The 22,080-nt window shown below is 61.9% G+C and carries 18 protein-coding genes; 8 read left to right on the top strand and 10 right to left on the bottom strand.

Going from position 1 to position 22,080, the window contains the following annotated elements; all coding sequences use genetic code 11:
- Positions 1–370: 370 nt before the first annotated feature.
- The 6 genes from ACUN0E_RS40680 to ACUN0E_RS40655 form a co-directional block, all read right to left on the bottom strand.
- Positions 371–1,141: a ferredoxin--NADP reductase gene (locus tag ACUN0E_RS40680; RefSeq protein WP_445570130.1), complete on the bottom strand. Its 771-nt coding sequence runs from the start codon at positions 1,139–1,141 to the stop codon at positions 371–373.
- A gap of 584 nt (positions 1,142–1,725) precedes the next feature.
- Positions 1,726–2,685, bottom strand: coding sequence for an ABC transporter permease (locus ACUN0E_RS40675; protein ID WP_445570129.1), 960 nt, complete (start codon positions 2,683–2,685; stop codon positions 1,726–1,728).
- A gap of 29 nt (positions 2,686–2,714) precedes the next feature.
- Positions 2,715–3,692, bottom strand: coding sequence for an ABC transporter permease (locus tag ACUN0E_RS40670; RefSeq protein WP_175052177.1), 978 nt, complete (start codon positions 3,690–3,692; stop codon positions 2,715–2,717).
- A 40-nt stretch (positions 3,693–3,732) separates the two neighbouring features.
- A complete protein-coding gene (locus ACUN0E_RS40665) occupies positions 3,733–5,298 on the bottom strand; it encodes a sugar ABC transporter ATP-binding protein (protein WP_445570601.1) in 1,566 nt (521 codons plus the stop codon).
- A 390-nt stretch (positions 5,299–5,688) separates the two neighbouring features.
- Entirely contained in the window at positions 5,689–6,708 is a 1,020-nt protein-coding gene (locus ACUN0E_RS40660; protein ID WP_445570128.1) for an ABC transporter substrate-binding protein, read from the bottom strand.
- Between the two features lie 111 nt (positions 6,709–6,819).
- A complete protein-coding gene (locus ACUN0E_RS40655; protein ID WP_445570600.1) occupies positions 6,820–7,872 on the bottom strand; it encodes a LacI family DNA-binding transcriptional regulator in 1,053 nt (350 codons plus the stop codon).
- Positions 7,873–8,209: 337 nt separating this feature from the next.
- Between ACUN0E_RS40655 and ACUN0E_RS40650 the strand changes: the two genes are divergently transcribed.
- Positions 8,210–9,190, top strand: coding sequence for an aldose 1-epimerase (locus ACUN0E_RS40650; protein WP_445570127.1), 981 nt, complete (start codon positions 8,210–8,212; stop codon positions 9,188–9,190).
- A 1-nt stretch (position 9,191) separates the two neighbouring features.
- Here ACUN0E_RS40650 and ACUN0E_RS40645 read toward each other — a convergent pair whose 3' ends face one another.
- Together ACUN0E_RS40645 and ACUN0E_RS40640 are read right to left on the bottom strand one after the other, a co-directional pair.
- Complete coding sequence (locus ACUN0E_RS40645) at positions 9,192–9,989, bottom strand: endonuclease/exonuclease/phosphatase family protein (RefSeq protein ID WP_408240393.1); 798 nt, start codon at positions 9,987–9,989, stop codon at positions 9,192–9,194.
- 81 nt (positions 9,990–10,070) lie between these two features.
- The gene (locus ACUN0E_RS40640) at positions 10,071–10,565 is read right to left on the bottom strand and encodes a hypothetical protein (RefSeq protein WP_408240390.1); all 495 of its coding nucleotides are present in this window, start codon (positions 10,563–10,565) and stop codon (positions 10,071–10,073) included.
- Between the two features lie 293 nt (positions 10,566–10,858).
- Between ACUN0E_RS40640 and ACUN0E_RS40635 the strand changes: the two genes are divergently transcribed.
- The 4 genes from ACUN0E_RS40635 to ACUN0E_RS40620 all read left to right on the top strand — a co-directional run bounded on the left by ACUN0E_RS40635 (position 10,859) and on the right by ACUN0E_RS40620 (position 15,443).
- Entirely contained in the window at positions 10,859–11,836 is a 978-nt protein-coding gene (locus tag ACUN0E_RS40635) for an AAA family ATPase (protein ID WP_408240388.1), read from the top strand.
- 429 nt (positions 11,837–12,265) lie between these two features.
- The gene (locus ACUN0E_RS40630; protein ID WP_408240385.1) at positions 12,266–13,372 is read left to right on the top strand and encodes an NAD(P)/FAD-dependent oxidoreductase; all 1,107 of its coding nucleotides are present in this window, start codon (positions 12,266–12,268) and stop codon (positions 13,370–13,372) included.
- A gap of 201 nt (positions 13,373–13,573) precedes the next feature.
- Positions 13,574–13,885 carry a high-potential iron-sulfur protein gene (locus tag ACUN0E_RS40625; protein ID WP_408220412.1) on the top strand — a complete coding sequence of 104 codons (312 nt, stop codon included), beginning with the start codon at positions 13,574–13,576 and terminating at the stop codon, positions 13,883–13,885.
- Positions 13,886–14,150: 265 nt separating this feature from the next.
- Positions 14,151–15,443 (top strand): MFS transporter, encoded by a 1,293-nt coding sequence (locus ACUN0E_RS40620; RefSeq protein WP_445570126.1) that lies wholly within the window; start codon positions 14,151–14,153, stop codon positions 15,441–15,443.
- Positions 15,444–15,447: 4 nt separating this feature from the next.
- Here the strand turns inward: ACUN0E_RS40620 and ACUN0E_RS40615 are convergent, their stop codons facing one another.
- Together ACUN0E_RS40615 and ACUN0E_RS40610 are read right to left on the bottom strand one after the other, a co-directional pair.
- Positions 15,448–16,968: an amidase gene (locus ACUN0E_RS40615; protein ID WP_408521302.1), complete on the bottom strand. Its 1,521-nt coding sequence runs from the start codon at positions 16,966–16,968 to the stop codon at positions 15,448–15,450.
- Positions 16,969–17,238: 270 nt separating this feature from the next.
- Positions 17,239–17,937, bottom strand: coding sequence for a dienelactone hydrolase family protein (locus ACUN0E_RS40610; RefSeq protein ID WP_445570125.1), 699 nt, complete (start codon positions 17,935–17,937; stop codon positions 17,239–17,241).
- 274 nt (positions 17,938–18,211) lie between these two features.
- Between ACUN0E_RS40610 and ACUN0E_RS40605 the strand changes: the two genes are divergently transcribed.
- The 3 genes from ACUN0E_RS40605 (at position 18,212) to ACUN0E_RS40595 (ending at position 22,053) form a co-directional block, all read left to right on the top strand.
- Positions 18,212–19,315, top strand: a complete 1,104-nt coding sequence (locus tag ACUN0E_RS40605; RefSeq protein WP_445570124.1) for an NAD(P)H-dependent flavin oxidoreductase — start codon at positions 18,212–18,214, stop codon at positions 19,313–19,315.
- 434 nt (positions 19,316–19,749) lie between these two features.
- The gene (locus tag ACUN0E_RS40600) at positions 19,750–20,895 is read left to right on the top strand and encodes a branched-chain amino acid ABC transporter substrate-binding protein (RefSeq protein WP_408240370.1); all 1,146 of its coding nucleotides are present in this window, start codon (positions 19,750–19,752) and stop codon (positions 20,893–20,895) included.
- Positions 20,896–21,036: 141 nt separating this feature from the next.
- Positions 21,037–22,053 (top strand): cupin-like domain-containing protein, encoded by a 1,017-nt coding sequence (locus tag ACUN0E_RS40595; RefSeq protein ID WP_445570123.1) that lies wholly within the window; start codon positions 21,037–21,039, stop codon positions 22,051–22,053.
- Positions 22,054–22,080: the final 27 nt, after the last annotated feature.

Here is a 22,080-nt window from a genome sequence, read left to right as displayed (position 1 = left end):
CAAAAGAACGCATGCGAGTCTCTGGCCCCCAGTGATATCTGTTACGCGCTGTACGCGACGGACAAATTGCTACGGCGCGGCGTAACGAAATTTACATTCAGTAACATTCAGGTCGTACCGCGGCTGACATGTAAACTGATCGATCTTGCGCCGCGATGATATCTCAAAAAAAGAAAAAATGCAGGCGCACCAAGGGTTAGCGCCTACATTTCACGCAATGGTTGATGTTTTTTAACGGCGGTGCTGTAGGAGGAATGCCGACATCAAATGTTAAGCCGATGGCGCCGATTTGTAACTGAGAAACAAAAAAAGGAGCCCGAAGGCTCCTTTTTGCCAGGTACACGGTGCTAGCCGTTAAACCTGAGTGCGCTTAGCCCACGAAGGCCTTTTCGACCACGTAGTGACCCGGCGCGTTGTTGCTGCCTTCCTGGAAGCCCAGGTCGTCGAGCAGCTTGCGCGTGTCGCGCAGCATGTGCGGGCTGCCGCACAGCATCACGCGGTCGTCTGCAAGCGAGAAGCCCGGCACGCCGAGGTCGGCGAACAGCTTTTCGGTTTCGATCAGTTCGGTGATGCGGCCGCGGTTCTGGAACGCTTCGCGCGTCACCGTCGGGTAGTACAGCAACTTTTCCTGCACCAGCTCGCCCAGATGTTCGTGCGCCGGGAGGTGATCGGTGATGTATTCCTTGTACGCCAGCTCGTCGACGAAACGGCAGGTGTGCGTCAAGACCACGCGCTCGTAGCGGTCGTAAATGTCCGGATCTTTGATGATCGACATGAACGGCGCGAGGCCCGTGCCGGTGGACAGCAGCCACAGCGTCTTGCCCGGCAGCAGGTTGTCGGCCATCAGCGTGCCGACCGGCTTCTTGCCGATCAGGACTTCGTCGCCGACCTTCAGGTGCTGCAAGCGCGACGTGAGCGGGCCGTCCTGCACCTTGATGCTCAGGAATTCGAGGTGCTCTTCGTAGTTCGCGCTTGCCAGGCTGTAGGCGCGGATCAGCGGCTTGCCTTCGACCTCGAGGCCCACCATCGTGAACTGACCGTTTTCGAAACGGAACGACGGATCGCGCGTGCAGGTGAAGCTGAAAAGCGTATCGGTCCAGTGATGGACGCTCAGGACTGTTTGTGAATTCAGGTTGCTCATGGCTTCTTGGATAGTGCGAAAACAAAGGCGGCCAGTCGTTTTAGCCGGCCGGCACGGCAAGGGCGATGCTGCGCTAACCCGAGGTCGGGAATCACGCGCAATCCGCTATTTTACCGCGCCCGCTGCCTGAGGGCTGCGGCGCGGCGGTTGAGCGTGGCGAAGCGGGTTACCGGACCTGGAAGCGCCGGCGCCGACGGTTGTTACGATCGGCACCGCGAAGTACGTTGGCATGGCTGCAGCCGCGCTTCAGCAAGGGTACGGCGATGGACGAAAACCGCGCAGGGCGGCTGCCATCGGCTGTCCGGCATGCGCCGGATAGGCGCGCCGCGCGGGCAACATTCTCAGGATGATACCGAAACCCGCCGTGCGCCGCAGCATTGACCCTGCTGATAAAACTGGCAAAAGCTCAAAAAATGAGCACGAAAGATGGGGGGCAGGCCGCGAAGGCTAGATCTGCAGGGCGGGTGCGCGCACTTTGCGTGCGCTCCCTCATCTTGTCAGGTTGGTACACAAAGCTTGATTAATGCTCGATCCAAAGGTCGGAATCTGCCACAAAATAAGGCTCGCAGTGTTTTCAGCTTTGATTACGCCGGCGCCACCACACGCTTCTTGCCGCGCTGCTTCAACACTCTCGCCTGCAACACGATCACCAGCAGCAGGAACACCCCGCGAATCACCGACTGCCAGTATGCCGAGAGGCTGATGAACCCCAGGCCGTTTTCAAAGTTCAGCAGGTTGAACACCAGCCCGAGCAGCAGCACGCCGGCAATCGTCATCGCGATCGAGCCTTCGCCGCCAGTGAGCAAGGTACCGCCAAGCACCACTGCCGAAATCGCGAACAGTTCCCAGCCGACGCCTTCGTTCGGCTGACCGGCGCCGAACTGCGCCGCGAGGATCACGCCCGCCATGCCAGCGAGCAGGCCGCTCACTGCGTAAGCCATCACCAGGGTGCGGTCGACATTCAGGCCCATCAGCCGCGCTGCTTCCTCGCTGCCGCCGATTGCCAGCGAATGCCGCCCGAAGCGCGTGCTGCGCAGCGCGAGCCAGCCGGCCACAGCGGCGACCACTGCCACGATCCCGGGGATCGGCAGGCCGAACAGATCGCCTTGACCGAAGTTGCCGAAGTTCGAGTCGGCGGCAATCGATACCGCGTCGTTCTTGCCGAGCAGCAGGGCGACGCCGTGTGCACCGAGACTGGTGGCGAGCGTCACGATGAAGGGCAGGATTTTCAGCCGCGTGATGATCAGACCGTTGAGCACGCCGACTGCCGTGCCCGCCGCGCAGCCGGCGACGACGGCGACCCAGCCGCCATACACGCTGGTCAACGCGGCGGCGACGCTTGCCAGGGCAGCCACCGTGCCGACCGACAAGTCGATGCCGCCGGTGATGATCACGAAGGCCATGCCGATCGAAATCAGCGCGAACATCGAGTTGTAGCGCCAGAACGAGGTGATGTTGTAGGCCGAGCCGAAATGGTCGTAGCGCACGAGGCCCAGCACGATGAGCGCGGCGAGAGCAAGGAGAATAGGAAGGTTCTTTTTCATCGCATCGAGTCCGAAATGTCCTGGAGGCGCTACCGTGAGCGCCGCTGCACATAAACCGCCGCGACGATGATGCCGGCCTTCACCACCAGCGCCGCCGCGTCGGGAATGCCGTGCGCGAGCAGCGTATAGCGCAGCAACTGGATGATCAGCGCGCCGATCAGCGTGCCGCCGATATACGCCTTGCCGCCGGTCAGCGCCGTGCCGCCCACCGCCACCGCGGCGATCGCATCGAGTTCGACGCCGAGCCCCACCACATTCGCATCCGACGAAGAATTCACCGAGATCGAGATCAGCCCCGCCAGCCCCGCGAGGGCGGCGCACAAAGTGTAGGCGATCAGCTTCACCGTGGCGGTCGGCACGCCGCACAGATAGGCGGCCTTCTCGTTGCCGCCGGTGATCAGCAGATACTGGCCGAATAGTGTCTTGCGTACGATCCACGCGAACAGCACGACCAGTGCGAGCATCAGCAGCACCTGGAACGGCACGCCGGCGACCTTGCCCAAAGCGATCCACTGGAAGGCGGGTGTGTTGAACGCCTGCAGGCTGCCATCGGTGACGACCTGGGCGATGCCGCGCCCGGCGATAAACAGCACCAGCGTCGCGACAATCGGCTGGACGGATAGCCTCGTCACCAGCAAGCCGTTGAAGACGCCGCACGCGGCGGCCGCCAGCACCGGCAACACGAACGCGAGCGCAATGCCGCCCGGCCCCGGAATGTTCAGGAACAGCATCGGTGCGAGCGCGCCCGAGATTGCCATCGACGCGCCCACTGAAAGATCGATGCCGCCCGTTGCCACCACCAGCGTCATGCCGATGCCGACGATCACGATCGTCACCACCTGCGTCATGTTGACGTTGAAGGTTTGCAGCGACCAGAAGTGCGGGGTGAAGATCAGGTTGAAGAGCACCATCGCGAGCAACACGATGACTTCGCGTTGCATGGCGAGATGACGCCATTTCTTCACCGTCGATGCGGCCGTGGCGCGTGGCGCGGCTGTGGCCGGCATCGACGGTGCGGTTTCGTTACGCAACGACTCTGTGTGCAACTTAAGCGCCATGACGGTCGCCCTCCAACGCGTCTTCGATATGTGCGGTCTGGGCGGCTTCGACCAGTTGCGACTGGCCTTCGCTGCCGTAGGCGATGGCGTCCATGATTGCGGTCTCGCTCATGTCGGCGCCGTTCAGTTCGGCGACGGTGCGGCCGTCGCGGATCACCACCGCGCGGTCGGCTACGGCGGTCAGCTCCTCGAGTTCGGATGCGGACATCAGCACAGCGAGGCCCGCATCGCGCAGTTCGCGCACGATTTTCGCCACGTCGGCTTTGGCGCCGACGTCGATGCCACGCGTCGGTTCGTCGAGCAGTATTAACGAAGGCTCCGCGGCGAGCCAGCGGGCGAGCAGGACCTTCTGCTGATTGCCGCCGGACAACTCGCGAATCGGCTGATCGGCCGAACGCAGCTTGATGCCGAGCGAGGCAATGAAACGGTCGACGATCGCCTGCTGTTTCTTCACGTCGACCACGCCGTTTTTCGCCAGCGTGCGCAGGCAGACGAGTGTGAGGTTGTCGCGCACCGAGAGTTCGGGGACGATGCCTTCGGCCTTGCGGTCCTCGGTGAGGTAGGCGAGGCCACGCGCGATGGCGTCCTGGGGCGACTTCAACGCTACCGTCTCTCCGTCAATCGACAACGAGCCTTGTTCGACAGGATCGGCGCCGAACATCAGGCGCATGGTTTCGGTGCGGCCCGAGCCGAGCAGGCCCGCGAGACCGACCGCTTCGCCCGCATGCACTTCGAGCGACACGTCGCTGACTTTCGGATGCGCGCTCAGGTGTGACGCGGCAATCGCCACCTTGCCGCGACGCGCGAGATTCGCTTCGCGCGCCGTGGCGTCGTCCTGCACGACAGCAGCAAGCGTGCGGCCGAGCATCGTCGTGACGAGTTGCAGTTTGTCCATCTCCGCCATCGTGCTTTGCGCGACTGTCTGGCCGTCGCGCATCACGGTGACGCGGTCGCATAGCGCATACAGTTCGTCGAGCCGGTGCGAGACGAAGATGACCGCACGGCCGTCGTCGCGCAGTTTGCGCACGACGGTGAAGAGCAGTTCCACTTCGCGTTCATCGAGCGACGAGGTGGATTCGTCCATGATGACCATCTTTGCGTCCGACGAGACGGCGCGGGCCAGCGCCACCATCTGCTGGATCGCGGTCGAATAGCGGCTGACAGGTTTCTTCACATCGATCTGCAAACCGAACGATTCGAGCAGGGCGGCGGCCCGTTGCTGCACCGCGCGCCAGTCGATCAGGCCGAAGCGGCGTGGCTCGCGGCCGAGGAAAATGTTCTCCGCCACCGAGCGGAACGGCACCAGGTTGATTTCCTGATAGATCGTGCTGATGCCGGCTTCGCGCGCCTGCTTCGGCGTGCGGAAATCGACTTCGCGGCCTTCGAAGCGCACAGTGCCCGAGCCGCGCCGATAGGCGCCGGTCAGGATCTTGATCATGGTCGATTTGCCGGCGCCGTTCTGGCCGATCAGCGCATGCACTTCGCCGGCTGCCACGCTCAGATTGGCGCTGCGTAAAGCGGGTACGCCGCCGAAACTGATGCCGATGTCCTGCATCTCAAGCAGCGGCGAACGGGTAAGGGGGGAGTGTGGCGTCTCTTTGCCGGATTCCGTCACGGGTGTCCTCCTGATGCTGTGCTGCTTCATGTGCTGCGTGCGCTGCATGCTTTGCACGTGCGAGCCACTGTGGCCATTCGTTCGGGCTTGATGCAGGCGCGCGTCGAACCATGGTACGCCGCATAAAAGCGAAGCGACGGTCCGTGCTGCCACGAACGCGTCGCTCCGAACCCTTCCCGTCGCCCGCCCCCCGAGGAGACGGATTCGGGGCGGGGACGTCCTGCGGGCACTGCTTTCGAAGAAGCTTTCTTCGAAGTACGGAGCGCCTGGACACTCCGCTAAAGCACTGCCCTCAAGCTACACAACCGCCTGTACGACGGCGGCGGTCGATCAATAGCCGTACTGCATGTTCTGCTGTACGTTGCTCTTGTCGTAGAAGCGGTCGGACACCTTGACCCACGTCGGGATCTTTTCGCCCTTCGCATAACGCTGGGCGACGTCGCAGGCGAGCGGGCCGAAGAACGGACTCGACTGCACGCTCGCGCCAAGTTCGCCGGCGGCGATCGCGTCCATGCCACCCTTGGTGCCGTCGATCGTGACGATCTGGATGTCCTTGCCCGGTTGCTTGCCGGCCGCCTTGATGGCGGCGATCGCGCCGAGCGCCATTTCGTCGTTATGCGCGTAGACGGCGGTTACATCCGGATGCGCCTGCAACAGCGTCTCCATCACCTGGCGGCCCTTGTCGCGCGCGAAGTCACCGCTTTGCGAGGCGATGATCGACATACCCGGATTTTTCGCGATGACCTCGTCGAAGCCCTTCTTGCGATCGTTCGCCGCGGATGCACCGGTGGTGCCCTCGAGTTCGATGATCTTCGCCTTGCCGCCGGTCGCCTTGACGAGCCAGTCAGCAGCACGATGACCCTGATCGATGAAATCCGAGCCGATGAAGGTGATGTAGTCGCGGCCCGCCTTGGCCACCGACTGATCGACGTCGCGGTCGACCAGGATCACGGGAATGCCGGCCTTTTTAGCCTGCAGCACGATCGGCGCAAGCGGTTTTTCTTCGCGCGGCGGGAACACCAGCAGATCGACGTGTTGCGCGATCATGTTCTGGATGTCCGACACCTGCTTGGAGTTCGAACTGTTGGCGTCGGTCATGACCAACTGCCAGCCGCACTTCGCGGCGATGTCCTTGAAGCTCTTGGTTTCCGCGAGACGCCACGGATTGTTGCTTTCGGTCTGCGCGAAGCCGACCTTCAGCGGGGTCTTGTGGGGCAACTTCGGCAGCGCGTCGTCGGCGTGCGCCGTGGCGACGCCGAAACCGATGGCCAGAGCCAGCAGCGAACCTGCCAGCGGACGAATCTGCTGCTTGCGCACGTGCTTGCGCGACTGCGTGTTGAGCGACGCCATTGTCTTCCTCCAGTACCGGGTGAGGTGTATTTGCTTTTAGTGTTTCTCCTGCCGGCCGAGTTGTTCACTCTGTCCGGACGTGCCGATTATTCCATCGAGAATTATTATCGGTCAATCACTAATAATATTAATTATTGGTTTTTCTGCCTCGGTAATTACCCTGACCGAGCTGCGTTCCACGAGCGGCCCGTCGAGTTTCACCAGCCGATGCCGCACCGGCGCGCCGGCTGCACGGTTGTGTTCATCCTGCAGCAAGGTTTCGATCGCCCAGCGCCCGAGTTCGTAGTTCGGCAGCACCACCGTCGACAGTGGCGGATGCGTGTGGCGGGCAATTTCCTGGTCGTCGTAGCCGAGCACGGACACGTCTTCGGGCACGCGCAGGCCGAGTTGCTTCAGCGCCTCGATTGCGCCGAGCGCGGTCAGGTCGTTGGCGCAGAAAATGGCGGTCGGCGGATGCGCCTCGCGCATCAGGGAGAGCGTCATTTCGAAGCCGACCCCGGAGCTCCAGTCGCCGTCGCGCACAAGCTCCGGCGCGTACGGCAGGTCGGCGGTGGCGAGCGCGGTGCGATAGCCTTTGAGGCGGTCTTTCGAGGCGTCCTGCCAGGGCTCGCCGTTGATATAGCCGATCCGCCGATGCCCCGACTGCAGCAGATAGTCGGTCGCCAGGTGGCCGCCCGCGACCTCGGCGGGCACCACGGACGAAAACCCGCCGTCGCTCGTGTAGCAGTTCAGTAGCACAGTGGGCACCTGCGAGAGCGCCGCCGGCAGGGTGACCTTGCGGGTGTACACGGTCGCGTAGATCACGCCGAATACGTGCGGGTTCGACAGCGTCGCGTCGAGTACCTGCTTTTCGATATCGGCGTTGCCGTGCGTCGAGTAGACGGCGAGCATCTTGCCGCTCGCATAGGCCGCATCGCGCGCGCCGTCGACGTTGACGACGGGGTGCGGACTGGTGGAAATCTCGTCGGCCAGATAGACGATCAGGTTGCGTTCGTCGTTCGAAGCCGATACCGGCTCGCGCAGCGAAAGCCGGTAGCCGAGGTCGTGCGCGGCCTTTAGCACCTTGTTGCGGGTGGTCTCGGAGAATTTCGCGCCGGTCGCGTTGTTCAGGACGAGCGAGACAGTGGATTGCGACACGCCGGTGAGCTTGGCGATGTCGGTCATGGTCGGACGGCGTTGAGTCGATTTTTTCATTGTGCGAGCCGCGCTGCAGCGGCGCGAGAGCAGGAACATGCTGGTGGCATTTGTGGTGCGACGGTACCACTAATAATATGCGCGCGGCAACGCGCGCTAACCCGCCATTTGGGAGTTTTGGTAAGGCAGTAGCTGGCTCGTTTTGACAAATTTATTACTAATAATATTGACCGATATGCTTTGGCGTGCGATTCTCGGTCGCGCGGACCATGACGGTTCGCCGGCCGCGCGCGATGCGCGGCATGTCATAGGAGACATTGATGCGCGTTCGTGCCGCCATCCGCCTGAGGCCCCGCCTTTTCTGACCATGCGCGACGTTTCCTTGAATTCGATCCGGCCGTTCGCAACCGGGCTCACGTGGCTCGACGACCCCGCGATCGCCCCCACGCTTGTCACGCTGACGGCTGGTGCCATGCGCGTCGTGATCGCGCCTGAAGTCGGCGGCGCGCTGGCGGCTTATTACGAGTCGACCCCTGAAGGCCCGCTGCACTGGCTGCGTCCGGCCACGCAGGCGGCGTTCGATGAACGCGATCCGTTGCGCATGGCGAGCTTTCCGCTCTTTCCCTACTGCAACCGGATTCGCGACGCGCGCTTCCCGTTCGACGGCGGCACGGTCGATCTGAGCGGCAATGACCTGCGTTTTGCGCACGCGCTGCATGGCAACGCGTGGCGGCATCCGTGGCAGGTGGGGGCGCACACGGAAAGCTCGGTGGAATTGCACTTTGACCACGAACCGGATGCGAGGCAGCCCGGCGACTGGCCGTTCCGTTATCGCGCGCTGCAGCGCATCGAGTTGATCGGCGGCGCGCTGCGCATCACGTTGTCCGCACAGAATCTGGGTGACCGGCCGATGCCCTTTGGCATGGGGCATCACCCGTACTATCCGCGCACTGCGCAGACTCGCATTTACGCCGACGTGCAGGGCATGTGGCATGCCGACGCCGACGTGCTGCCCACGCATCTTGGCCCGCATCCCGCAGTCGAGGCGCTGCGCCACGGCATGTCGCCGGACGCGTTCGAGCTCGACAACAACTTCGCCAACTGGTCGCGTGAGGCGACGATTGCGTGGCCCGACGAACACCGTCAGCTGACGATGAGCGCCGATGCGCCCTTCGATCACATGGTGGTATTCGCGCCGGCCAACGATGCGCAGCTGTGCGTGGAACCGGTGACCAACACCACCGATTGCTTCAACGTGGTTGGCATGCAGGAACAGGTGGGCGGCTGTGTGTTGCAGCCGGGCGAGGAGATCGCAGCGAGCCTGAACTGGACGCCGCGAAAAGGCTAATTCACTCGACCCGCAACCGCGCCATATATGGCAAGTGATCCGAGAGCCACGCGGTTTCCTGCGTCGGCTGGATCCATTCGACCGGTTTCATGCCGCGCACGAACATCTTGTCGAGCGCGAGCGCCGGCGAGAAGGCCGGAAACGTGCGGCCCGATTCGCCGAGCAGTGTGGCCACTTCCTGCAAGCCGTGTTCGGCGAAGAGCGGCACCGAGTCGTTGCGCCAGTCGTTGAAATCGCCGGCTAGCACCAGCGGCCCTTCCGGCGCTTCCTTGGCGATCCAGTGCGCGATCCAGTTCATCTGCCGCAAGCGCGCCGAGCGCGTGAGCGCGAGATGCGCGCACAGCAGCGTGACCGAATGACCGCCGAAGGTTGCCCGCGCCACCAGCAGTCCGCGCTTTTCGAAGCGATGCGCGGAGATATCCCAGCGCCCGCCGAGATCGAGCGGATGCGGCGACAAGATCGCATTGCCATGCCGCCACGACGGCTTGAACACGTTCGGCCCAAGCGCGATTTCGAGTTCGGCCGCGCGTGCAATTTCGGTAGCCTGACAATGCCAGACATCGCTCAGCGGATCGACGAGTGGCGCGCCGAAACTACTCGCCAATATCGGCGCAGGCATGCGCCGCGCCATGGCTTCCTGCAAAAAATACGCGTCCGCATGGGTCGACTGAACCCAACGCTGCATCGCCTGCCAGGCCTGGAAGCCGAGCGGTGTGCGGCCCTTATGCAGATTCCAGCTCACCGCAATGAAATCCTTGGGCGCTATGCTCTCGCGGATCAATTCTTCTGGGTTTCGCATGCCGCGTTGTCCACGTGTTCTGTTGAGGCTTCGGTTATTCGCTTCAATTGACTTTGATTCGCGCGGGTTTGCGCGTTTGCGCTAATTCGGGCTGTTCGCAAGGCTCGCACGCACGCGGTAGACGAGGTTCGGATTCTTGTCGACGATCGTCCAGCTAGCCCACTGTCCCGCCGGCACTCTCAGGCCCGGATGGCTCGCGCTCACCTGACGCGGTTGCGGCGGCAGCTTGCAGCCGGTGTCGGTTTGTTGCGGGGTGTCGTCCTCGAACGTTTCCTGGGCTTCGATCGACAGCGTGACCGCATTCGCATCCGCCTGCAGCGGCGAGACCGTCAGCGTGCGCGCCAGATCGATGCTGCCGCCGGGCTGGTCTTTACAGCCGACGTTGTGCTGCACCACCTTGTGGTGCGTGTCCGTGCGGGCCTGGCCGACGGTGGTGGTGCCGTCGAACGCGTCGATCTGCTGGCCGTCGCGCATGACCTGCAACTGCCATTGCACGACCTGCTGCGCCGGCTGTTGTTGCGCGTTCGCTAGCAGCGAAGTGCCGAACAGTACGGCGACGATACTGGTTTTCCACATGGAAGGAGTCTCCGGTCACTGCGTCCGGCAGAGTAATCAGAAGGCCATCTTACGCCTGATGGGCTGAACGCTTTTCTGACACTTGAAACGGGGCCGGGTTCAGCAACACACCATTTCGCGGGCCGGGGGAATCCTCGAGGGGGCTTCCTCCGGGGCGTCGCCGGAAACAAGCCGTTGTTAGCAGCAGAGCCGCATGACTGCTGGCTTGCACGCGAATATGTCCTCGTTACACTGGACCTGAAACGGCGCCCACCAGGTGCCGCAGCAGCAAGACCAGCCAGACGGGGTGAGCGATGACAACAGCAATGGTCAAACAGGAAATAGCCGTGGCATCTTTCAGCCGGGTATACGACCTCGATCAGGTCGAAACCGCGCTGAACGATCTCGGCGAAGGCGCGAACGAGGCGCTGCGCGCCACGTACGAAAAGATGCTGAAAACCGGCAATCTGCGCTTCTGCGTGAAGCCGAACCGCATGCCGTCGATCGACGATCTGATCGACGCCCTGCCCAATTTTTCAGCGCCGCTCGACGACATCCGCAAGCAGGTCGCTTTGTGTATCGAGACCGAAGACCGGCTCGAACTGATGCCGATCCTGCTGCTGGGCGATCCTGGCATCGGCAAGACACACTTTGCCAAGCAGCTGGCGCGCCTGCTCGGCACCGCCTATCAATACGTGGCGATGAGTTCGCTGACAGCGGGATGGATTCTGTCGGGTGCCTCTTCGCAATGGAAGAACGCGAAGCCCGGCAAGGTGTTCGATGCGCTCGTGAACGGCAGCTACGCGAACCCCGTGATCGCTGTCGATGAAATCGACAAGGCCACCGGCGATTCGCAATACGATCCGCTCGGCGCGCTTTACGCGCTTCTCGAGCACGACACGGCGCAGACTTTCATCGACGAATTCGCCGAAATTCCGATCAATGCGGGCCACGTGATCTGGATCGCGACAGCGAACGACGAGCGCTCGATCCCGGAGCCGATTCTGAACCGGATGAACGTGTACGAGATTCCGCCGCCGGACCATAACGGCGCACGCCGTATCGCCCAATCGATCTACGACGCGATTCGCTCGGCGCATAACTGGGGTCTGCGCTTTCCTGAAACGCTTGGCGACGCCGCGCTCGACGCGCTTAAGCTGGCGTCGCCGCGTGAAATGCGGCGCGCGATTCTGAATGGCTTCGGCGCTGCGCGGATCGACGGGCGCGATCGGATCGAAGCCGGCGATATTCGCCTGGATTACGGAAATCGCCGGAAACCGATCGGGTTTTGAGGTTTTTTGCCCTGTTTTTGCCAAAAAGCCGCCTTCGAGCGGCTTTTTTATGGCTCGAAATCGGGTATCTATACCGGGAATGCAATGAATGCCTCGGCAATTATTGCTAATTATGAGATGCGATTGCCTGTTACGACACGGCACCGCGCGGCGTCTCGCCGGCATGAAGAGTCGAGCGCGGCGACCTTCGACGGCGTACACTGAACTCGTCCGGCCCATACGTTTAAGACCTGATCAAGACCGAATGCCCGCAGTCGTTCGACCGCGGGCATTTCTGTCTGTGCAGTGTCGTGCAATTTTGCAAAGCGGTTGCGTAAGGCCCGGCGCGTTCGACAGCGAGCGGTGTGCGGTCCTCGATAGCCGCATCCGGTCTTCATCTATATCGGGTGAATGAGGCAGCGCGCGGCGAAGTCAGCCGCGTCAAGGGACATGGATCAAATCGAATGTGTAGTGATCGGCGCGGGCGTGGTCGGTCTCGCAGTGGCACGCGCACTGGCGGCGCGCGGGCGCGAAGTGATCGTGCTGGAAGCGGCCGAAGCGATTGGCGTGGGCACCAGTTCGCGCAATAGCGAAGTGATTCACGCGGGGATCTACTATCCACGCGGCTCGCTGAAAGCGGCGCTTTGTGTGCGCGGCCGCGAAATGCTCTACGACTACTGCGTCGAGCACAACGTGCCGCATTCACGCTGCGGCAAACTGCTGGTCGCCACCTCGCGCAACCAGGTTCCCCAGCTCGAAAGCATCATGGCGAAGGGCCGTGAAAACGGTGTGCTCGACCTGATGCGGATCAACGGCGACCAGGCGCAAGCGCTCGAACCCGCGCTCGAATGTGTCGAGGCCGTGTTTTCGCCGCAGACCGGCATTGTCGATAGTCACCAGTTGATGCTGGCGATCCAGGGCGACGCCGAGCGCGACGGCGCGGTGTGTGCGTTCCATGCGCCGGTCGAGGCAATCGAGGCGAGCAATGCCCGCTTCATCATCAAGGTGGGCGGCAGCGCGCCGACCACGATCAGCGCGGCCTGCGTGATCAACAGCGCCGGTTTGCATGCGAACGCGCTGGCGCGCACGATTCGCGGGCTCGACGCGCGCCATGTGCCGCCGCTTTATCTCGCACGCGGCAACTACTTCAGCATCTCGGGGCGCGCGCCGTTCAGCCGGCTGATCTATCCGATGCCGAACGAAGCCGGTCTCGGCGTGCATCTGACGATCGATCTCGGTGGCCAGGCGCGATTCGGTCCCGACGTCGAATGGGTTGATGCGATCAACTATGACGTCGATCCGCGTCGTGCGGATTCCTTCTATTCGGCGATTCGCGCGTACTGGCCCGCGCTTCCCGACGATGCCTTGCAACCCGCTTATGCCGGGATTCGTCCGAAGCTTTCCGGCCCGGGCGAGCCCGCCGCCGACTTCGTGATCCAGGGGCCGGCCGCGCATGGCGTGCGCGGGCTCGTCAATCTGTTCGGTATCGAGTCGCCGGGACTCACGGCCTCGCTCGCGATCGCTCAGCGTGTCTGCGAACTGAGTGGGCGCGCTTAATTGTCGCACCCTCGAACTCTCAGCCAACTGCTCACAGCATGCGATGACGTGGCATTTCACACTCGAAACGCGCGTGCGAGGTCGTAGCAATTCGGTTATCTCTATCATTTGGGCCGTCACGCGCGACGGCTTCATTGCTATCCTTGGGGACCGCTGTCATCAGAACGGCGATCAGTTCAATATAAATGGAGTGAGTCCCCCATGAAATCTTCCCGTCGTACGTTTTTGATCACCAGCATTGGTGTCGCATCGACCTTCGCCCTGTCGCGCCAGGCTTTCGCCGACGCACCCAAGGTCGCCGAGACCGACCCGACCGCGCAAGCGCTCGGCTACAAGGCTGACGCAAGCAAAGTCGACAAGGCCAAGTACGCAAAGTACGCAGCGGGCCAGGACTGCGGCAACTGCAGCTTCTACCAAGGCAAGCCGACTGACGCTTACGCGGGTTGCCCGATGTTCGCGGGCAAGCAGGTCGCGAGCAAGGGTTGGTGCAGCGCATATAACAAGAAGGCCTGATTACGCTCCAGCCGTGCACACATTCAGTGTCGCGGCAAATGCGCCGCAACATCGCGGCGCCGGACTGCGGTCCGATCATCGAGGCGTCTGCTGCCCTGCGCAACAGACGCCTTTTTGTTGCTTGAAAACAGCTTGCGCGCTCTTTACACTCCAATCCGATTGCCTCGGCTGGTGCGGTTTTTTCTCGCTCGCGCTAAAGCACGCCGAAGCATATCTACGCTGAGACGCCTTACCACGCGATACTTTTCGCAGGCTGGAGATTCGAATGGCACCAGCGTCAAGGAGCCTCAATACACGCGCCGTCGTGGCGGCTGTGATTGGCAATGCACTCGAATGGTACGACTTCACCGTGTTCGGTTTTCTCACGGTGGTGATCGCACAATTGTTCTTTCCGGCAGGCAACGACTATTCGTCGATGCTGCTGACCACCGCAACCTTCGGTGTCGCGTTCGTTATGCGGCCGATCGGCGGCATCGTACTTGGGCTTTACGCGGATCGCGCGGGACGCAAGGCGGCGCTGTTGCTCGTCATTGGGCTGATGACGCTCGGTATTCTGCTGCTGGCGATTGCCCCGCCGTATTCGGCGATCGGCATTGGCGCGCCTTTGATGATCGTGCTCGGGCGTTTGCTGCAAGGTTTTTCCGCCGGCGGTGAATTCGGCAGTTCTACGGCTTTGCTGATCGAAGCGGCGCCATTCTCGAAGCGCGGTTTCTACGGCAGTTGGCAGATGGCGAGCCAGGCGGCGGCGCTTCTGCTCGGCGCAGTGGTTGGCGGGCTGATCACGCGAGGCCTCTCGCCCGAGGCGTTGAAGTCGTGGGGCTGGCGCGTACCGTTCATTTTGGGCTTGATCATCGGGCCGATCGGCTTTTACATTCGCCGGCATCTCTCCGATTCCGAAGCCTTTCTGCTTGCGCAAAAAACGGCGCGGCGCGCGACGCTCGGCGAAGTGTTCACGAGCCATGGCCGTGAAGTGCTGTGCGGACTCGGCGCGGTGGTCGCGCTTACCGTGACGATCTACGTGCTGATCAGCTATTTGCCGACCTTCGCGGTCAAGCAACTGAAGCTACCCTATGCGCAATCCTTTTACGCGGTGATTGTCGGCAATCTGCTGTTGACGGTGCTTTCACCGCTGACGGGTGCATGGTCTGACAGGATCGGACGCAAGGGGCTTTCGCTGTGGTCGCTGGTACTGACGCTCGTGATCATCTACCCGTTGTTCGCGTGGCTCGCGGCGGAGCCGAGCGTATCGAAACTGATTCTCGTGCAGGCGCTTCTGTCGATAACGCTGTCCGGCTATTACGGACCGTTCGGTGCGCTGATCGCCGAACTGTTCCCGGCGAACGTGCGCTCGATTGGGTTATCGCTCGCATACAACGTCGCGGTGATGCTGTTCGGTGGCTTCGGGCCTTTCGTCGTGACATGGCTCATTAACACCACGGGTTCGCCGCTCGCGCCGACTTACTACGTGATGGGCGGACTGGCGTTATCGATCGTTGCCGTGGCGTGTATCCCCGGCAAGCGCCATGCGGATCTCGATGCACAGCGCAAGCCGGCTTGAGCGCCTAGCTGCGTGCCTGTATCAACGGCGGCCGTTTGTCGAACCAGGGCCGCGCCGCTTCGAGTTGCGCGGCCAGTCGCAACAACGTTGCTTCACCACCTTCGCGCGTGGCGAACTGCACACCGATAGGCAGTCCACGTGCGTTCCAGTAGAGCGGCACCGACATCGCCGGCTGTCCGCTCAGATTGAACAATTCCGTGCATCCCGCCCATGCGAATGCCTTGTTCGACGCTTCGGCCAGCAGCTTCTTCATCAGGGCTTCGAGCGGCATCGCCGTGACGGCGCGCATCTGCATGCGCTCGGCGGACGTCGGCTGCATTTCGCCGATCTTGATCGGTGAGCCGGCGAGCGTCGCGCACAGAAGCACGTCGTAGCGGTTCAGCAAATCGGCGAGGCGTTCGGTGATGCGGCGCTGTTCTTCCAGTGCGCTGGGCAAGCCGCGCTCGCCGAGTTTGCGGCCGACATGCGCCATGGCCCACGTCGAGATTTCGAATTCGTCGCGCAGTGGTTTGCGGCCGGTGATGCGATCGGCGTTTAGCACCATTTCTTCCGCGGTCACCGACCAGAGCATCAGGAACGCATGGCGGACCGCCGCGAAATCGATGTCCAGCGACACCGGTTCGATGTTGTGGCCGAGCGAACTCGCGAGTTGCGCGGCGTCTTCGAGCGCGGCGCGCGAGTCGGCGGAGAGCGAGGGCGCCAGCATCGAATCGGTGACGTAGGCAATATTCAACGGCTTGCATGGCTCGCGGCTTGCGCCAAGGAAAGTGCCCGGTGCGCCGAGTGGTCTGTCCGCGTTGCCGGCCAGCAGATCGAGCAGCAACGCGCTGTCGCGCACGCTGCGCGATACCGCGTGATCGATGCCGAGTTCACCAACCGCTGCGGTTGGCGTGGCGCGCGGCACACGTCCGCGGGACGGTTTGAGGCCGAATAGTCCGCAACATGAAGCGGGAATGCGGATCGAGCCGCCGCCATCCGATGCATGCGCGAGCGGCACGATGCCGGCGGCGACCGCCGCCGCTGCACCGCCGCTGGAGCCGCCTGGCGTATGGTCGAGATTCCACGGATTGCGGCACGCGCCGAACAGTTCGGGCTCCGTATAAGGCATCTGACCGAGTTCCGAGGTGCTGGTCTTGGCGAAGATATTGAGGCCGGCCGCTTTTGCGAGCGCGACGACCGGTGCATCCTCGGTAGGAATGAAGTGACGATAGTGACGGCTGCCCATCGCCATGCGTAGCCCGGCGACCGCTGCGCCCAGATCCTTGATCAGATAGGGCACACCTGCGAGTGCTGCCTGCGCGCTTCCATCATCCGTATTGCTTGCGCCATTCGCTCTGTTCGCATCATCGCGCGAGGCGCGCTGACGCGCTGCGTCGTAGTCCTTCAGGACGATCGCATTGATCGCGGGATTGACGGCCTCGGTGCGAGAGATCGCGATGTCCAGCAACTCGCGCGCGCTTGCTTTGCGGCTTCGAACCAGTTCGGCAAGGCCGATGGCGTCATGAGCGAGATAGTCTGATTGCACGACGGAGGGGCCCTCACTATCGAGTGTTGGATCTGCCGGTTGCCTATGCGCATGATGAACGGCTGTGCCGGACGTCCCGTCGTCCCCAGTTCGTCGATACGCATGGAAGAAGACGACGCGCCGATGGCACGTCATCTTTGAGAGAGTAACCCAGTACAGGCGCGCGTTGCAGGCGTCGATTAAAGTTGCGAGTTGCTGACGCAAGCCGCAAGCACCGGGTACAGGTACGGGTTACAGCCGCGGGTTACAGCCGCGAGTTACAGCCGCGAGTTACAGCCGTTCACCGAGGAAGGTCAGCGTGCGGCCATGCGCGAGCGCCGAAGCCGGCTGGTTATACGATGCGCGGTCCGAGCAGTTGAAGCCGTGATCGGCGTTCGGATAGATGTTGAATTCCGCATCGGTGCGACCCGCGAAGCGCTCCTGAATCTGGCCGACTGCCGACAGCGGAATATGCGCGTCGAGTTCGCCGTAATGGAATTGCATCGGCACTTTGATCCTGGCGGCCTGATCGAGCTTGTTCTGGATGCCACCGCCATAATAAGCGACCGCGCCGTCGAGCGTACCTTGGGCGGCTGCCAGATACGCGAGTTGACCGCCGAAGCAGAAGCCGATCGCCGCAACCTTGCCGGTCACTTCCGGCATGGCGCGCAGCGCTGCCGCGGCTGCGCCGATATCGGCCACCGCCTGGTCGACATTGGTCTTTTGCATCAACTCGATACCTTTCTCGCGATCCGCACCGTCATATGTCAATTCGACGCGCGGCTGCACGCGCCAGAACACGTCTGGTGCAAGCGCGACGTAGCCGTCTTGCGCGTACTGATCCGCGACTGAACGGATATGGCTGTTCACGCCGAAGATTTCCTGAATGATGATGACGGCCGGTCCCTTGCCGCCTTTGGGCAGCGCCAGATAGCCGCCGAAACTGTCGTTGCCGGCGGGAATGTCGATCCAGCGGGAAGTCGTGCTCATGTTGCTCTCCATTTACCCGTGCGTTGATGCGCGGGGTCGGTCTGAATGAATGCCGGAGGCTTGAATACCTGAAGCGGCCGATCAGTTTGCCATCAAAAGAAACGCCGTGCAGCGAGGCCACGCGTGGCCTGACGACGCCCGTAACACAGCGACCATCTCGTAAGACGATTGAAACATTCTCGATAATTCATTTCCCCGTCGTGGTGTGGCTCGGTAGAGTCAGGCGTATCTGCTTGCCCGTGCCGCGAGCGCGTTGTTGGAAAAGGAAACGAACATGAACGAAGGCAATTTTGTGACGCCGTTTGCGGCGCGTTTCGAGTTGCGCGTGCCGGTTGTGCAGGCGCCGATGGCCGGCGGCGCGACCACGCCCGCGATGGTCGCCGCGGTATCGAATGCCGGCTGCCTGGGTTTTCTGGCGGCAGCAGCGCTGTCGCCCGAGAAGATCGCGAGCGAAGTCGCGGCGATTCGCGCGCTGACGGATCGTCCGTTCGGCGTGAATCTGTTTGTACTGGACCCGGCCGCACCGGACGAAGCCACTGTGCGCCACGCGCTCGAAGCAATCGATCCGCTGCGCGCGGACCTCGGTTTGCCGTCGGGCCAGCCGCTCGAACGCTACGCGCCGGATTTTCGCGCGCAACTGGACATGCTGATCGAATTGCGCGTGCCGGTGGCGAGCTTCACGTTCGGGCTGCTTTCCGCCGGGGACGTCGCTCGTCTGCATGCAAACGGCCTATATGTAATTGGCACCGCGACGCATGTTGCCGAGGGTGTCGCCTGGCGTGACGCGGGCGCCGATGCAATCGCCGCGCAAGGCGCGGAGGCTGGCGCGCATCGCGGCACCTTCATCGGCGCATTCGAGGAGGCCCTGGTCGGCACCATGGCGCTCGTGCCGCAACTCGTCGATGCGACCGGTCTGCCGGTCCTGGCCGCCGGCGGCATCATGGACGGACGCGGCATCGTCGCCGCGCTCGCGCTCGGCGCGCAAGCCGCGGTGATGGGCACCGCGTTTCTCACCTGTCTGGAGAGTGCGATACCGCAGGCATGGAAAACCCGCGTACGTTCGATGTCCGACACGTCGACCTCCGTGACGCGCGCAATCACCGGCCGCCATGCGCGCGGCATACGCAATCCGTTGATGCAGCGCTTGAGCGAGTCGGCGGATAAGGTCGCGCCGTATCCAGTGCAAAACGCCTTGACACAGGAACTACGGCAAACCGCGAGCCGCGCGGGTAACGGCGACTACCTGTCGCTCTGGTCTGGCCAGGGCGCGCCGCTTGGCCGCAAGCGCCGGGAAGGCCTTGGTGCTGCCGAACTGGTCGGGCAACTCGAGCAGGAATGGCACGCGGCATTAGCACGGATCGCCGCGCTCAAACGTTGATTCAGCCCGACTCAGGCGCGCCTTGCAGCGATCTGCGACGCGCCTTGTTTTTAAACGCAAAGCCTATTCGAACCATTAACGGTTTAACGCACTAAAAGCTTTAGGCTTTGCCGTTAGACGAAACGCTCACCTAGCGGAAACCCGCATGGGTTGGTGCTTTCCAGCCTGTCTGTCCGGCTGTAATAGGTCTCTGTTGGATAAACGCTATTAGTGTTCATCCCACTTCCTCAAAAAAGTCCCACAATTTAATTTGATGGCCTACACTTGCGCGCAAGTACGGGTTGCCGCCTGCCACAAACAGGTTGGTGAACGTACTGGCCAAGTGCATAAACGATGCAACCGGCGTAGTCGTCCACGGGACTGAGCGACACGTGTAGGGACGCGGGGGGCACAGGGCGATTACGTTGTTTTTGGGACCGAAACTGGAGACTTACATGAACATCAAGATTCAAAAGCTGTTGCCGATCAGCGCCGCGGCGATGCTGTTCGCTACGCTGGCAACTTCGGCTGTGGCCGATACGGTCGTCAAGATCGGTCACGTTGCGCCGCTGACTGGCGGTATTGCTCACCTGGGTAAAGACAACGAAAACGGCGCGCGCCTGGCAGTTGAAGAAATCAATGCCAAGGGCCTGACGATCGGTGGCCAGAAGATCACGCTGCAACTCGACGCACAAGACGACGCAGCTGACCCGCGTACGGCTACGCAAGTCGCGCAGAAGCTGGTCGACGATAAGGTCGTCGCAGTGGTTGGCCACTTGAACTCGGGCACCTCGATTCCGGCTTCGAAGATCTATAGCGATGCTGGCATCGTGCAGATCTCGCCGTCGGCAACGAACCCGGCTTACACGCAACAAGGTTTCAAGACGACGTACCGCGTCGTGGCGACCGATGCGCAACAAGGTCCGGCGCTGGCTAACTACGCATCCAAGACCATGAAGATGAAGAGCGTCGCGATCGTCGACGACTCGACCGCTTATGGCCAGGGTCTTGCCAACGAATTCGAGAAGACCGCCAAGTCGCTCGGCATGAACGTGATGTCGCATGACGCGACGAACGACAAGGCTGTCGACTTCCGCGCAATTCTGACGAAGATCAAGGGCGAAAACCCGGACGCGATCATGTACGGCGGCATGGACGCCACCGGCGGCCCGTTCGCCAAGCAAGCCAAGCAGCTCGGCCTGCGCGCGAAGGTGCTGGCAGGCGACGGCGTGTGTACCGACAAGCTGTCGGACCTGGCTGGCGACGCAACCGACAACATCGTCTGCTCGGAAGCCGGTATGGCGCTCGAGAAGATGGCTGGCGGCGCAGCGTTCCTTGCCAAGTATCAGAAGCGTTTCGGTCAGCCGATCCAGATCTACGCTCCGTTCACGTATGACGCTGTGTACATCATCGTCGACGCAATGAAGCGTGCGAACTCGACCGATCCGGCGAAGATCCTGGCAGCAATGCCGAGCACCGACTACAAGGGTGTGATCGGTGAAACCACGTTCGACTCGAAGGGTGACCTTCAACACGGCGTGATCTCGCTGTATGACTACAAGGGTGGCAAGAAGACGCTGCTCGACGTAGTGAAGATGTAAAGGCCGCATGATCGAAGACAGCTTTGTTTGTCTTCGGTCAGGTAGTTAAAAGGCACGTGCGCCGTATGGCTCGCGTGCCTTTTCTTTTGGACATCTGTGTGTGACGCTGGTGGGTTTGCGAACATCGTTTGGGAGAATGCGGTGACCACTGTGATCCGTTCGATCGATAACGGCTGGCGCCGCTGGATTGCCGAGAATCTGCTGCTCGACGTACCGCCCCCCGCAGTGCAGGGTGCGCTGGTCGGACATGGTTTCGACCCGGCCGAAGCTGCGCGTGAAATCGAGGCAGCGCTCGCGAGTCCTTACTTTGAGGGTGCAACGCGTCTGCACAATCGTTTGCACAAGCGCGAATGGATATTGTCCGTGTACGGCACGCTCAATCGGATGCGTGCGGGAAGCGATGTGATCGAAAGGCGCGAGCGTTTATCGCGCGACGAGTTCTTTGAGCAGTACTACTTTCAGAACCGGCCGGTCATTATCACCGGCGCTTTCGATTTCTGGCCGGCGCGCACGCAGTGGAGTTTCGACTACTTTCGCGAGCGTTGTGGCGATTGCGAAGTCGAAGTGCAGTTCGGCCGCGAGTCGGATACGAATTATGAAATCAATCAGCCGAAGCTCAAGCGCATGATGCGCTTTGCCGATTATGTCGATCTCGTCGAGCGCAGCGACTCGACTAACGATTTCTACATGACCGCCAATAACACCTCGCACAATCGCGCAGCACTCGCGGCGTTATGGTCCGATGTGCCGGCTATCGGCGAATATCTCGATGCCGGATCGCCCGATACCGGTTTTTTCTGGATGGGACCGGCGGGAACGAAGACGCCGTTTCACCATGATCTGACCAATAACTTCATGGCGCAGGTGATCGGACGCAAACAGATCAAGCTGGTGCCGTTGTCCGATACACCGCATATGGTGAACCATCTCCATTGCTATTCGCAGGTGGACGGCAGCGCGATCGACCACGAGCGTTTTCCGTCGATGCGCAATGCACATCTGGTGGAATGCACACTTGAACCCGGCGAATTGCTGTTTCTGCCGATCGGCTGGTGGCATTACGTGGAAGGACTCGACGCATCGGTGACGATGACGTTCACCAATTTTCTGCAGCGTAACGACTTCTCGAGTAATTACGTTACGTATCACGAACTGTGATGTGCTGGTGAATGTGCCAGCGTTTTG

The organism is Paraburkholderia sp. D1E, from assembly GCF_052682275.1.
Note: the sequence above shows the minus strand (reverse complement) of the source record. Positions and strands in the feature narration are given on the sequence as shown.

Excerpts from the sequence above, each read along its gene's own strand:
- ACUN0E_RS40680 (WP_445570130.1), bottom strand. The coding sequence starts at position 1,141 with ATGAGCAACCTGAATTCACAAACAGTCCTGAGCGTCCATCACTGGACC.
- ACUN0E_RS40675 (WP_445570129.1), bottom strand. The coding sequence starts at position 2,685 with ATGAAAAAGAACCTTCCTATTCTCCTTGCTCTCGCCGCGCTCATCGTG.
- ACUN0E_RS40670 (WP_175052177.1), bottom strand. The coding sequence starts at position 3,692 with ATGCCGGCCACAGCCGCGCCACGCGCCACGGCCGCATCGACGGTGAAG.
- ACUN0E_RS40665 (WP_445570601.1), bottom strand. The coding sequence starts at position 5,298 with ATGCAGGACATCGGCATCAGTTTCGGCGGCGTACCCGCTTTACGCAGC.
- ACUN0E_RS40660 (WP_445570128.1), bottom strand. The coding sequence starts at position 6,708 with ATGGCGTCGCTCAACACGCAGTCGCGCAAGCACGTGCGCAAGCAGCAG.
- ACUN0E_RS40655 (WP_445570600.1), bottom strand. The coding sequence starts at position 7,872 with ATGACCGACATCGCCAAGCTCACCGGCGTGTCGCAATCCACTGTCTCG.
- ACUN0E_RS40650 (WP_445570127.1), top strand. The coding sequence starts at position 8,210 with ATGCGCGACGTTTCCTTGAATTCGATCCGGCCGTTCGCAACCGGGCTC.
- ACUN0E_RS40645 (WP_408240393.1), bottom strand. The coding sequence starts at position 9,989 with ATGCGAAACCCAGAAGAATTGATCCGCGAGAGCATAGCGCCCAAGGAT.
- ACUN0E_RS40640 (WP_408240390.1), bottom strand. The coding sequence starts at position 10,565 with ATGTGGAAAACCAGTATCGTCGCCGTACTGTTCGGCACTTCGCTGCTA.
- ACUN0E_RS40635 (WP_408240388.1), top strand. The coding sequence starts at position 10,859 with ATGACAACAGCAATGGTCAAACAGGAAATAGCCGTGGCATCTTTCAGC.
- ACUN0E_RS40630 (WP_408240385.1), top strand. The coding sequence starts at position 12,266 with ATGGATCAAATCGAATGTGTAGTGATCGGCGCGGGCGTGGTCGGTCTC.
- ACUN0E_RS40625 (WP_408220412.1), top strand. The coding sequence starts at position 13,574 with ATGAAATCTTCCCGTCGTACGTTTTTGATCACCAGCATTGGTGTCGCA.
- ACUN0E_RS40620 (WP_445570126.1), top strand. The coding sequence starts at position 14,151 with ATGGCACCAGCGTCAAGGAGCCTCAATACACGCGCCGTCGTGGCGGCT.
- ACUN0E_RS40610 (WP_445570125.1), bottom strand. The coding sequence starts at position 17,937 with ATGAGCACGACTTCCCGCTGGATCGACATTCCCGCCGGCAACGACAGT.
- ACUN0E_RS40605 (WP_445570124.1), top strand. The coding sequence starts at position 18,212 with ATGAACGAAGGCAATTTTGTGACGCCGTTTGCGGCGCGTTTCGAGTTG.
- ACUN0E_RS40600 (WP_408240370.1), top strand. The coding sequence starts at position 19,750 with ATGAACATCAAGATTCAAAAGCTGTTGCCGATCAGCGCCGCGGCGATG.